This is a genomic window from Blastopirellula sp. SH421, from assembly GCF_057808535.1.
The window spans coordinates 572400-584813 of sequence record NZ_CM173712.1; the positions used below are offsets into that span (position 1 = coordinate 572400).

The window sequence follows — 12414 nt, forward strand, 5'->3', positions numbered from 1 at the left end:
GCTAGATCTTAGGTTCCCCTGTAATCTAGCACGTAGCGAGGTGAAGCCAAAGTTGGGCTTTCGCAGTAGGCGGAGAAATCAATGACGCATTCTCTTCATTGGAGCTAGACCCTCAGCTACTGCTGCATCGCAAACAGCAAGATATTCGCCGCGATTCTCGCCGCGTCTTCCCGCACATACCCTTTGCATTGCAGTGAAGAACCATTCTCCATCGCGCAGCTGAGATCCAACGGCGAGAAGACAACCACCAGCCGCTCGTCGAGCCATAGCCCTTCTAGTTTGGGCGCCTGACGTGATTGCGTCGCTTGCAGCCCTTCGCCGTCTTGCCGCTCTTGCGGATCATTGACGGTTACGGTGGTAATGTCAAAGCCGTTGAAGGCGTCGGAAAAAATAGGGTGATCGAGCGGAATCTCTTTTAGCTCGGCGTCGGGGAACATCATCTTCATCTCGCGTCGAAACGCGGTGGTGAACGGGCCGCTGGCGCAGATCGAATCGGCGAATAAAAATCCGCCGCGCGACAGATGCTCGGCCAAGATGGTTCGCTCTTGGGGAGAGAAACGCAGGTCACGGCGGCCATGCATGAAGAGGATCGGGTACTCGTACAGCTTGTCATAGCTGGCCGGAATCAACCGAGGAGAAGCGTCAAAGCGAAAATCAAGCTGCCGGCCCGCCACTTTGACCATATTGGTTAGCGCCGCCGGCGCATCATCGGCGCCGCCGGTATGTTGTAACTTGCCGACGACCAGCGTGTTGCGCAACTGTCCATCGTCGACGCCCAGCGATTCGTCGATCTCGATATCTTCTAACTTGTCTTTCAGCTTGCGACCTGTCGCATAGGCTAACACGTTGGCGCCCATCAAATTGACTGCTTCGATCTGGGCACGCACTTTCGGCGGATACTTGGCGACCGCTTCGCTACGGTTTAGTTCCCAAAAGCAGCCAAGGTCTTCGGGGCAATAGACAACGCTGGTGCGGCAACAAGCGTCGATTCCCAGCAGCGGTTTGGCAAATTGCGCTTCGATCGGAGCTTCGGCGAACCAGATTGGATGATCCGGCGGTAAAAGCCGCAGCGGCGCGTCGGGGAAGATCCGTTTCATCAACGCCCGAAAGTCTGTGTCAAACTTGGCGCCCCCGCACGCAGCTTCAGCAAACACAAAACCGCCTTGCTCTATATATAGCTTCAGGCTTTTTTCCTGCTCCGGCGTCAGCTTCAATGCGTCTCTGCCGCTGATCCACAGCACCGGCGTTTGCAGCAAGTCTTCGGTCGTCGCATGCGCCGCGTCGATCACTTGCCAAGTCATCCGCTGGTTACCCCACCGCGGTTCAATAAAGTTGGTCAGATTGGCGATGTCGCTACGATGGCGATTCCAGTCATGACTGACGGCGTTGCGTGGGCCGGTCGCCGCGTCGTGTTTGTACTTCGCGACCAAGACCGGGCGTCGACCTTTGGCCAGAAACAGCAGCGCCAGGGAAGTGGAAACCGCCGGATGCGTCACTTCGGCATTGCCGGTGCCGCGCCACGATCCGTTCAGTGCATCTTGGTTGTTGACCAGCATCTCGGCGCCTTCGCGATACCAATCATGCTCGCCGATAAAACGCCGCCCGCCCAAGCGTCCAACTCGTTCGACCGCATACAAATAGTAAAGCAGGTTCAGCGAATCGCCCCCGTCAGCCGGGTTGGTATAGACCGTGAAGTTGCGCCCAAGCCAGGCATAGCCATCTTCAATCGCCGTGTTGGGCGTTTGCTTTCCGCAGCAGGCGATGCTTTCGCCGTTGACCGTTGCGTCACCCTCGGCCAGTCGTTTGGTGGTGATAATCATCGATGAGATTCCGGCCGCGGTCATGCTGCCGCGACCCGGCGAGTTTGGCAAATAGCCCCACGATCCGTTGGGGTTTTGGGCTTTTTCCCAATAGTCGTGTGAGATTTGCCAGATCGGGTCGTCAACATTCGCGCCGGTATGGACCGCTTCGTCCAGCGCTAGAATTGCGAATTGCGTATTGGAGTTATCACCGCCGCCGCCGCCGCGCGGATCAGCGTAAGTCCACATGCCGCTCCGTTCACCTCCGCGGATTTGCATGTCGGACAGTTTTTGCGTGTTGGCGACAATGCTGGCTTTGCGCCCGATCGGATCGGTCATGCTATAGGCCATGATTTGCAGACTGAGCGCATAGGTGTGCTCTGGCTGGCCAATTTTTGTCTCTAGATATTGCAACCCTTTGGTCAGCACCGGATCGTCCTCGTCGACTCCGCTTTCAATTAACGCCAGCATCACTAGGCTGGTCACGCCGCCCGGCTGGCCGGGGTATTCGGCCCAGCCGCCATCGGGTTGTTGCTGCTTGCGTAAAAAGTTGATGCCGCGCGCGATTGATTCGTTGACAAGTTGCGGCGTGACGGGATTTCCGCCACGTTGAGGGTTTTGGGCGATCGCGATCGCCGGATTAATCGACAAACTCGCTGCAATTGCTAAGCTCGCCAGGGTTGCATAGGCAAGCTGCGTAAGCTTCTTAGGAACCGTAACCGGAGTAGCTGCGTAGCGATGGATGGTCGACATAAATATCTAACTTTTCAATAGTTAACGCCGATGCAGAAGTGTCCGTACACGTTGCCGTCGACGGCTGTGACTTCTAAAATCACCGCTGTCTGAACGCTTCCACCTATTTTAGGGCCATTCGGCGCTTTTGGGCGATAAAATTGTTAATTTGGTTTGCCCAGACACGAAACGGTTTGTTCCCAACAACCACAAGCCGGCCAACGATTTCAGCCCATTGAGGATCGCTACGTGGCAAAAACCCGCAACCTAGGCGAAGTACTACAAGAGTTCAAGCAGCAAAAGCTGGTGATGCAGCAAGAGCTGCAGAAGGTCATCGTCGGTCAAGAAGAAGTCATCGAACAATTGTTCGCTGCGATCTTTACTCGCGGGCACTGTTTGTTAGAAGGAGTGCCGGGACTGGCCAAAACTTTGATGGTCAGCACCTTGGCCCGCGTGTTGGACATGCAGTTCAAACGCGTCCAGTTCACGCCGGACTTGATGCCGTCTGACATTACCGGCACCAACGTGCTGGAAGAAGACGAGAATGGCCGGCGCAACTTCCGCTTTGTCGAAGGGCCGGTCTTTACCAACATTCTGTTGGCGGACGAGATTAACCGGACGCCTCCCAAGACGCAAGCGTCCCTGCTGCAAGCAATGCAAGAACGGGAAGTAACCGTCGGGCGTGAGACCTACGACTTGCCCGATCCCTTTTTCACGATAGCGACGCAAAACCCGATCGAGCAAGAAGGCACCTACCCGCTGCCCGAAGCGCAGTTGGACCGTTTCATGTTTAACATCATCATCGGTTACCCCACGCTCAGCGAAGAAGAGAAGATTCTTTCGAGCACGACGCGACAAGAGAAGGTCGAAGTTCGCAAGATCTTTTCGGCCCGCGCGATCCTCAACATCCAAAAGCTGGTGCAATCGGTCGCCGTCAGCGAATACGTGATCAAGTATGTCGCGCGACTCGTCCGCGCGACTCGACCCAAAGATCCAGAGACCCCCAAGTTCATCAAAGAGCTGGTCGACTGGGGCGCTGGTCCGCGTGCCGGACAAAACCTGATCAACGGCGGCAAAGCGATCGCCGCCATGGAAGGGCGCTTCTCCGTCGCAATTGAAGATGTCAAAAAGATCGCCATCCCGGTGCTGCGTCATCGCATCAGCACCAACTTCCAAGCCCAAGCCGAAGGGATGACCAACGAAGACGTTATTCGCAAACTACTCAAAGAAATCCCCGAACCCGAAATCGAAAAGTTCGAAAAATAGGGCAGGCCATGCCTGCCGACCATCCTGTGAATCCAACCCAAACACTAGCCCGCAGCGCCAGCGAGGGAATCCGCTTGGCCACGCCAAGCCGGATTGAAGAAGCCAGCCGCATTCCCTCGCTGGCGCTGCGGGCTAGTGTGAAGTTTACGGATCGGCAGGCACTGCCTGCCCTACAACACGCGATCGACCACGGTCTGTCCTACGAAAACAACTCCTATGTCGACTGTTGAGAGCTACTTAAAGCCGGAAGTGATCCGCCAGATCTCGCGGCTCGACTTACGCGCTCAGTTTGTCGTGCGGGGGTTCTTTCAAGGCTTGCACGCGAGTCCGTATCACGGTTTTTCCGTCGAATTTAGTGAGCATCGACGTTACGAACAGGGGGACGATCCCAAAGACATCGACTGGCTGGTCTACGCCAAGACCGATCGCTATTACATCAAAAAGTTTGAAGCCGAAACCAACATCACCGGCTATATCGCGATGGATCTCTCGAAGTCGATGGGCTACACCTATCGGCAGGAGATGACCAAGTTTGATTACGCGATTTCGTTGGCCGCGGCGCTCTGCTACTTGATGATTCATCAGCAAGATCCGGTCGGAGTGGTCACATTCGATACCAAGATCCGCCAAAGTCTGCCACCCAAGTCCAAGCGCAAACATTTGGGGGACGTCCTCTCACTGCTCACCAATTTGCAGCCGACCGGCGAGACCGATATCGCCCACAGCTTGTCGCAACTTGCGGCGATGCTCAAGCATCGCAGCGTGGTCATGATCTTCAGTGATTTGCTGTCAGACCCAGACGAGGTTTTCAAAGCGTTGTATCAATTACGGCATCGCCAGCATGACGTGATCTTGTTTCATATTTTGGATGAAGCGGAAGTGACGTTTCCGTTTGACGGAATGGTCGAACTAGAAGACCCTGAGTCAAAAGAGGTTGTCAAGTTAGATGCCGGCAGCTATCGGTCCGACTATCGCAAAGAGGTCGAAGCGTTTCGCGAACGGTATCGCCGCGACTGCTCGAAGGCCGGCGTCGATTACGTCGAGCTAGACACCAGCATGCCCTTTGACAAAGCATTGACTGAGTATTTGATTAACCGCCGTACGAGGTTTTAAGCCATGCAATTGGCCAACCTCAGCCTGCTGATCGGCGGCCTGTTAATCGGCGTTCCGATCGTGCTGCATTTGGTGATGCGGCAGCAACCAAAGCGGATTCTGTTTCCCGCTTTGCGATTTGTCCGTGCGCGCAACGTGCAAAATCAGCGTCGGCTAGAGCTGAAGCATTGGATTCTGCTATTTCTGCGCTGTGCGGCGATTTTATTGCTGGTGTTGGCGCTGGCGCGACCGAGCGTCAGTTCGGCCGCTGTCAGCAGTTGGGTATTGGTCGGGCTGTTCGCGTTTGGCGCGGCGATCGCCGGCATCATCGCAGGCGCCACTTGGATAGTTGGCGCAAGTCGCGGGCTGGCGATCGGCATGACCATCTTAGCGATCTCGCTATTGATCGGCGTCGGCATCGTGACCCCGATGGCCTTATCGGCCGGCGGGGGAAGTTCGCTGGGCGATCAAGAAGCCCCGGTCGCTGCAGTCTTTGTGTTCGACAGTTCGCCGCGATTGCTGTATCAGCATGAAAACCAAACGCGCCTAGAAAAAGCGCAAGAGATCGCGATTTGGCTGACCGGCCAGTTGCCTCCGGAGAGCGAAGTGGCGATCGCGGATCGTCGCACCGGCGCTGCGATCTTTGCCGCCGATATTGGCGCCGCGCGGCAAGCGATTCAGCGGCTCGAAGTTTCGCCCGGTGGCGAGAGCATGGATCGGATCGTCTCTCAGGCGGTCGATCTTGCCGAATCTAGCGAGAAGAAACGGAAAGAAATCTACGTCTTTACCGATCTCAGTCAGCCTGCATGGGAGGGGGCGCAGTTGAGCGATCTGAAAAGCAAGCTCGCCCAGCATCCGGATTACCCGTTGTATTTGATCGATGTAGGCGCTGTCGACGTGCGTAACGCATCGGTCGCCAATCTCCAGCTTTCGGCCGATAGCGTCTCAAAGAATAGTGACGTGCTGGTACAGGTCGAAGTCGCTCAGGATGGCCCCGAGACCTCGCAAACGTTGGAGCTTTATCTGGAGCAGCTCGATAACGCGTTGCCGATTGTCGAAGATGGAAAGCTGATTTTGCCGAAGGCCGATCGCCGCGATCGTCGCAATTTGCAACTGGCCGACGGCGAATCGCAAGCGGTCCAGTTTCGCCTGTCTGACTTGCCGGTCGGCGTGCATCATGGCTGGGTCAATCTGGCCGCTGCGGACGGTTTGGCCGCGGATGATAAGCGTTGGTTTACTTTTGAGGTTCGCGAGCCGTGGCCGTTGTTGATTGTTGAAACGACGCCCGGCGCAAGTCGCGATTTAATCAACGCCATCGCGCCGCCGGCGTTTCAAGACTCGGGCCGAGCGCCATTTCAGGTGGATGTGATCGCGCCGGACGCACTAGAGCGGCAAGAGCTAGACGCCTATCGCGGCGTCGTGTTGATTGATCCAGGCGCCTATTCCAACAGTGCGTGGCGCAAGCTGGATCTCTACGTGCAGCGCGGCGGCGGCTTGGCGATCTTTTTGGGGCCATCCGCGTCGTTAGCAGTAATGAACGGGGAAGAGCCGCAAAAGCTATTGCCGGGCAAGCTGTCGCGGCAATGGAGAGCCGGCGATCGTATCTGGTATTTAGAGCCCAAGGATTATCAGCACCAACTATTGGCTCCGTTTCGCGAGATTGGTGACAACGTCCCATGGCGCAATTTTCCGATCGAGCGGCATTGGTCGTTTGACGAATTGGCGCCGGACGCAGATGTTGTCATTCCGTTTAGCAGCCCAAACAATATGCCTGCACTGATCGAACAGCGCATCGGCGACGGCCTGGTGCTGACGTTCGCCACTTCGATTGCATCAGACGAGGCGCCGCAATGGAACACGCTTTTTACGGGGTTCGACTCTTGGCCCTTCTTTATCTTGACCAATCAGTTGGCGAAATATCTAGTTCGCAGCGGTGAAGAACGGCTGAATTATGTGGTTGGCGAACGTGCGTCGCTGCTGACCGGTCCGCAGCAAGCGGAGGAAACGCATCTGTTATTCACCCCGCGCGGCGGCGATCCGCAAGAGGTGATCCCCGATCGGGGTTTGATCATCATCCCGTTCACCGATCAAATCGGTTCTTATCGGCTGCGACCGCTCGGCGGCGGTCCCGCGCTCGGCTTCAGCGTGAACCTGCCCCCGTATGCGACGCAGCTTCGTCCGCTAGCGGCGGAAGAATTAGACGGCATCTTTGGCGCCGATCGTTATCAGATCGCCAAAGAGCAGAGCGAGATCGAACGTGAACAAGGCAAAGCCCGCGTCGGTCGCGAGTTCTTCTCGCCGTTGCTGCTATTGGTCGCGCTGATGCTGGCGATGGAGTTCGCCCTGTCGCAACGTTTTTATCGGCAGGAGGCGTAGCGCACGCATGTCTGGCTGGTACCTGCAACCGACGTTTGACAGCTTGGCCGTCGTCTTTATCACGGCCCTGGTGCTGGTCGCGCTGTTAGTGATCGCTCCTTCGTTTGCTTCGACGACCGAGCGCCGCCGAGGGCTGATTGCGCTGCTGCGATTTGGCGCGATTGCGCTGTTGGTGCTAACAATGTTGCGGCCTACTTGGCTAACCACCACCACGCGGCCGCAAACGGCGACTTTGGTGGTGATGTACGACGTCAGTCAAAGTATGTCGATCCCCGATTCTTCGGCCGGAGAAACTCGCTATGACGCAGTGAAAAGTGCACTGCAAGGGGTGCAGTCCGATCTGGCTTCGCTAGGGGAGAACATTGAGGTCGCCGTCTACTCGTTTGATTCGCAAGCCGAACGGGTCGAGTTTGAGAACGGCAAGATCGCGTTTCCCGACGATGCCGCCGGTCGCTTTACCGATATTGGTTCGTCCCTGGATGATGTGGTCCGGCAGATGGCCGGTAAAAAACTGGCCGGCGTAGTGCTGCTGTCCGATGGCGCGCAGCGGGTCTTTACTCCACGCGTCGAGCTGCAGCGAGCGGCGCGTGATTTGGCGCGGTTGGATGTCCCACTGCATACGCTGACCTTTGGTCAGGCGATCGATCCCTCGCAGGCACGCGATGTGGCGGTCAAAACGTTGGCCGACCAGTTCACCGTCTTTGTCAAAAACGAAATGACCGTCCAGGCGGCGATCCACGTTCAGGGGATGGCGAATCGCCCAGTACCGGTTCAGCTGATCCTAGAAAATGCCCAAGGTGAAGTGACGGTCATTGATACCAAGCGAATTCAATCGACCAAAGATCAAGAGACGCTGGACGTTGGTTTTCGCTACACGCCGCAAACGCCGGGACAATTTAAGCTAACCGTCGCGGTCGAGCCGCAGGAAGGCGAATTGATCAGCAAAAACAATCGCCTGGACGCTTATTTGAACGTGCTGTCAGGCGGTTTGAAGGTGCTGTATCTCGAAGGCCGCGTCATCGGGCGACCAGAACAAAAGTTCCTGCGCCGCGCGGTTGCGACTTCGGCCGATATGCAGATCGATTTTCAGTGGATTGATCAACGCCGCCGCAAAGAATGGCCGATCGATCTGACCAAACAAATCGAAGAGGGCAAGTACGACGTCTTTCTGATCGGCGATCTTGATTCTTCGGCGCTGTCCGAAGCGACGCTAGCGCTCTTGGCGAAGCAAGTCGAAGAGGGGAAGGGGCTGATGATGCAGGGCGGCTTTCACACGTTTGGCGCTGGACGTTATCAGAACACGCCGCTTGCGGATGTATTGCCGATCACGATCAACCGCTTTGAAGGTCAAGACTTTGATGCGCCAATTCGCGAAGACCTGCACGTTGCTGGTCCGCTGACGTTGCGTCCCGCCAAGCCCCATTATTTAACGATAATCGCCGTCTTAACCGAAAACGAAAATGCCTGGCAAGCGTTGCCAACGCAGCGCGGCGCCAACCATTTTGAAGGGATCAAACCGCGGGCTCAAGTCTTGGTTGAATCGACCAATAGCCAACCGATCTTGGTGGCCGGCGAGTATGGACTAGGCCGCGTGTTGGCCTTGGCGGTCGATGATACTTGGCGATGGGCCTTGTTCGGCAAGGGGGATCTGCACAAACGATTTTGGCGGCAGTCGATCTTGTGGTTGGCGAAGAAGGAAGAGCTCGAACGCCGCGATGTGTTTGTCGAACTGCCGCAGCGCCGCTTTCCGCCGCAATCGCAATTTACCTTCAACGCCGGAGCACGCGACGCCGCTGGCGATGTGATCGCCGACGCAACGTTTCAGGCGTCGCTCATCGCACCCGACGGAACAAAAACCAACGTCCGTTTGGCGCCCGGCGATGAAGGAGTGGTCGGCACAGTCGAGACTGGCGATACGGCCGGGGACTACATGCTGGAGGTTACAGCGCTGCGCGACGGAAAATCACTCGGCGTCGGCAATGGGCGATTCTTTGTCGCCGATCAAGATTTGGAGTTGGCTGACCCTTCGGCCAAGCCATCGCAAATGGCCAGCCTAGCTGCGATCACCGCCAGCGCCGGCGGCAAGGCGTGGGCAGCGGAGCAATTGCCAGAACTAATCGAAATGGTGAAGAAGTCGCCGCCAGAGACCGAGGTCGAAGTTCAAACCAAATGGACCTGGCCCGAATCGGCCCGCGACGCTTGGCTGAATTTGATTATGGTCGTCAGCTTACTAGGTGGCGAATGGTATTTGCGAAAAAAATGGGGCATGGTGTAGGTCAGGCCTCGTCCTAACGCATTGCGGCCATAAGAAAATATTCGTGAAGCGAAACAGCAGCCGGAGACGCAACTTCGATACCTTCGCGCCGGGCCAGTTTCTCAGCAGTCCAACTCCTCTGTTGGAATCACTTCGCCGAAGTCCTACAATAACGCCTATTAGGCTGGGCGATTGACGCGCATCTCTTGTGCGTACAAATGCATTGTTCAGCACCATCCCATGCACATCCAGCCACCGGGTGTCAGCGAGGTACCAGAGATGACCAACGAGAAACCGAAACCGACAACCACCGATGCTGGGATTCCGGTTGCTAGTGATGAGCACTCGCTGACCGTGGGCCCAAATGGCCCGATTGTGCTGCATGATCACTATCTGATCGAACAGATGGCGAACTTCAATCGAGAGCGGATTGTCGAGCGACAGCCGCACGCCAAAGGCTCTGGCGCGTTCGGGCACTTTGAAGTGACCCAGGATGTCAGCGCTTATACCAAAGCGGCCGTCTTTCAGCCGGGCGTGAAGACCGATACGCTGATTCGGTTTTCGACGGTGGCCGGAGAGCGAGGAAGCCCCGACACATGGCGCGACCCTCGCGGTTTTGCGCTGAAGTTCTATACCACCGAAGGCAACTACGACATGGTGGGGAATAACACGCCGGTCTTCTTTATTCGCGATCCGATGAAATTCCAGCATTTCATCCGCTCGCAAAAACGGCGTGCCGACAACGGGCTGCGTGACCATGACATGCAGTGGGATTTCTGGTCTCTGTCTCCAGAGTCGGCTCACCAAGTGACCTGGCTGATGGGAGATCGCGGGATTCCCAAAACTTGGCGCAACATGAACGGCTATTCGAGTCATACATACATGTGGGTCAATGCGGCCGGCGAGCGATTTTGGGTGAAGTACCACTTCCACACCGATCAGGGCATTGAGTTTTTGACCCAGGACGAAGCGGTTCGCATCGCCGGCGAGGATGCGGACTTCCATCGCCGCGATCTGTTTGACGCGATCAAGCGGGGGGACCATCCCAGTTGGACGCTGCATATGCAGATCATGCCGTTTGAAGAGGCGAAAACCTATCGCTTTAATCCCTTTGACTTGACGAAAGTTTGGCCGCACGGCGACTATCCGCTGCAGGAAGTTGGCAAGCTGACGCTCAATCGCAACCCGACCGACTTTCATACCGAGATCGAACAAGCGGCGTTTGAACCCAATAATCTGGTCCCGGGGATCGGCGTCAGTCCTGATAAAATGTTGCTAGGTCGTATGTTCGCCTATGCCGATGCACATCGTGCGCGGATGGGAGTCAACTACAAGCAGGTCCCGGTCAATCGTCCCCAGTGTCCGGTGCATAGCTACAGCAAAGATGGCGCGATGCGGGTCGATAACGTCACTGACCCGGTCTATGCGCCCAACTCCAAAGGAGGCCCTGCTGCCGATCCCGAGCGATATCCGGCCACCGAAGTTTGGAGCGCAGATGGCGAGTTTGTGCATGCCGCTTATTCGCTGCACAAAGAAGATGACGACTGGGGCCAAGCCGGCACTTTGGTGCGTGACGTGATGGATGACGCCGCGCGAGATCGCTTGGTCTCCAACGTCGTAGGGCACATCAAAGAAGGAGTCGCCGAGCCGGTGCTGTCGCGCGTATTGCAATACTGGCGCAACATCGACAAGACGATCGGCGATCGAATCGCCAAAGGAGTCAGCAGTTAGCCCATAGGGTACGCTGTTCGGACCAAGATTGGATAACGCACTGCCCCGCTAACGCAAACGAATGACGAATGGCTAAATCCCAATGTCTAATACGGTGTTTTTTCATTAGACATTAGGATTTAGCCATTCGTCATTTTTCCAATTAGTCTTCTGCTTCGTCTTCGCCCCAAGTGATCATGTCGCCGAAGCAGACTTCGCTGGTTTGCAGCGATTTTTCACGCAGCGGCGCATGGAAGGCGATATCTTCGGGGGTCCAGTCGAACGTGTCGAACAAGATGCACCATTCGATGTTGACCAGTTCCAGCTTCTGCTCGGCGATCGACGCTTCAAACAGGCCAACCGCTTCATAGAAGTTGCCGGTCGGGACAAAGCAGTGCGTAAAAATACCGGCGACTTCGGCCGGATCAAAGGCGCTGTCAGCAGTCGGTTTTAGCTCGACCATCAAAAAGTAAGTGCTCGGTTCAGACAACGGATAGATCCTTGGAGGAGTCGACAGCCTGGTAATACTGTCGACATCGTAGCACTTGCCTAGGCCTGCTGACTACACGGCGTATTGGCTTAAAAACATCTCGACCGAGGATTGAATAATTCGCTCCTTCTCCGCCGCTCCGGGCATTGGTTCAAGCCCCATCGCTTGGGGCCAAAAGGCAAATGCTTGCAACAGTCCGCAAAATTGAGCGGCGGCATATTCGGCGTCTCCGATTTTGAGTCGGCCGGCCGCGGTCGCCTGTTCGAGCCACCGCACCAACCGCACACGAAATCGCTTCTGATCACCGATCGTCTGCTGGGCCAGTTGGGGGGACATCAGGAACCGAGAGAGGGTGACGCGGACTAGTCCCTGAAAGCTGTCCGAAGTGAACAGCTCGACCACGTGCCGAGCATTGGCCACCATTTGGTCGGCCAGATCGCGGTCTTGCTCATAAGGGAAGTCGGGAAGCGATTCGGTTGTTTCTAGCAGCTCTTGCACGATCGCCAAAAACAACGCGTCTTTGCTCTCAAAGTGGTTGTAGACCGTACGTTTGCTCACTGCGGCAGTCTCGGCGATGCGGTTCATGCTGGTGTTGTCAAAGCCGCAGGCTTCAAACTCTTTTACCGCAGCGGCCAGGATCGCCGCGCGCTTTCGATCGGTCAGACGGGTCTCAGCGGGGAGCTCGACAGGCAAAC

The 12414-nt window shown here is 56.4% G+C and carries 9 protein-coding genes; 6 read left to right on the forward strand and 3 right to left on the reverse strand.

Translation table 11 applies throughout. The features are described from left to right. Window positions 1-116 precede the first annotated feature (116 nt). Window positions 117-2552 carry a DUF4159 domain-containing protein gene (locus SH421x_RS02345; protein WP_488853711.1) on the reverse strand — a complete coding sequence of 812 codons (2436 nt, stop codon included), beginning with the start codon at window positions 2550-2552 and terminating at the stop codon, window positions 117-119. 288 nt (window positions 2553-2840) lie between these two features. Between SH421x_RS02345 and SH421x_RS02350 the strand changes: the two genes are divergently transcribed. The 6 genes from SH421x_RS02350 (at window position 2841) to SH421x_RS02375 (ending at window position 11250) form a co-directional block, all read left to right on the forward strand. Then, window positions 2841-3797, forward strand: coding sequence for an AAA family ATPase (locus SH421x_RS02350; RefSeq protein ID WP_488856508.1), 957 nt, complete (start codon window positions 2841-2843; stop codon window positions 3795-3797). An 8-nt stretch (window positions 3798-3805) separates the two neighbouring features. Then, entirely contained in the window at window positions 3806-4027 is a 222-nt protein-coding gene (locus SH421x_RS02355) for a hypothetical protein (RefSeq protein WP_488853712.1), read from the forward strand. Then, on the forward strand, window positions 4014-4910 hold the full coding sequence (locus tag SH421x_RS02360) for a DUF58 domain-containing protein (RefSeq protein ID WP_488853713.1): 897 nt from the start codon (window positions 4014-4016) through the stop codon (window positions 4908-4910). The genes SH421x_RS02355 and SH421x_RS02360 overlap by 14 nt, the downstream gene beginning before the upstream one ends. A 3-nt stretch (window positions 4911-4913) precedes the next feature. Then, window positions 4914-7265 carry a BatA domain-containing protein gene (locus tag SH421x_RS02365; RefSeq protein ID WP_488853714.1) on the forward strand — a complete coding sequence of 784 codons (2352 nt, stop codon included), beginning with the start codon at window positions 4914-4916 and terminating at the stop codon, window positions 7263-7265. 7 nt (window positions 7266-7272) lie between these two features. Continuing rightward, a complete protein-coding gene (locus tag SH421x_RS02370; RefSeq protein ID WP_488853715.1) occupies window positions 7273-9540 on the forward strand; it encodes a glutamine amidotransferase in 2268 nt (755 codons plus the stop codon). 258 nt (window positions 9541-9798) lie between these two features. After that, the gene (locus tag SH421x_RS02375) at window positions 9799-11250 is read left to right on the forward strand and encodes a catalase (protein WP_488853716.1); all 1452 of its coding nucleotides are present in this window, start codon (window positions 9799-9801) and stop codon (window positions 11248-11250) included. 142 nt (window positions 11251-11392) lie between these two features. Here the strand turns inward: SH421x_RS02375 and SH421x_RS02380 are convergent, their stop codons facing one another. Both SH421x_RS02380 and SH421x_RS02385 read right to left on the reverse strand, forming a co-directional pair. Further along, on the reverse strand, window positions 11393-11719 hold the full coding sequence (locus tag SH421x_RS02380) for a hypothetical protein (RefSeq protein ID WP_488853717.1): 327 nt from the start codon (window positions 11717-11719) through the stop codon (window positions 11393-11395). A 72-nt stretch (window positions 11720-11791) separates the two neighbouring features. Then, complete coding sequence (locus SH421x_RS02385) at window positions 11792-12412, reverse strand: TetR/AcrR family transcriptional regulator (RefSeq protein ID WP_488853718.1); 621 nt, start codon at window positions 12410-12412, stop codon at window positions 11792-11794. Window positions 12413-12414: the final 2 nt, after the last annotated feature.

Bases quoted from the DNA above. Each gene is read 5' to 3' on its own strand.
- SH421x_RS02345 (WP_488853711.1), bottom strand. From the start codon at position 2,552: ATGTCGACCATCCATCGCTACGCAGCTACTCCGGTTACGGTTCCTAAG.
- SH421x_RS02350 (WP_488856508.1), top strand. From the start codon at position 2,841: ATGCAGCAAGAGCTGCAGAAGGTCATCGTCGGTCAAGAAGAAGTCATC.
- SH421x_RS02355 (WP_488853712.1), top strand. From the start codon at position 3,806: ATGCCTGCCGACCATCCTGTGAATCCAACCCAAACACTAGCCCGCAGC.
- SH421x_RS02360 (WP_488853713.1), top strand. From the start codon at position 4,014: ATGTCGACTGTTGAGAGCTACTTAAAGCCGGAAGTGATCCGCCAGATC.
- SH421x_RS02365 (WP_488853714.1), top strand. From the start codon at position 4,914: ATGCAATTGGCCAACCTCAGCCTGCTGATCGGCGGCCTGTTAATCGGC.
- SH421x_RS02370 (WP_488853715.1), top strand. From the start codon at position 7,273: ATGTCTGGCTGGTACCTGCAACCGACGTTTGACAGCTTGGCCGTCGTC.
- SH421x_RS02375 (WP_488853716.1), top strand. From the start codon at position 9,799: ATGACCAACGAGAAACCGAAACCGACAACCACCGATGCTGGGATTCCG.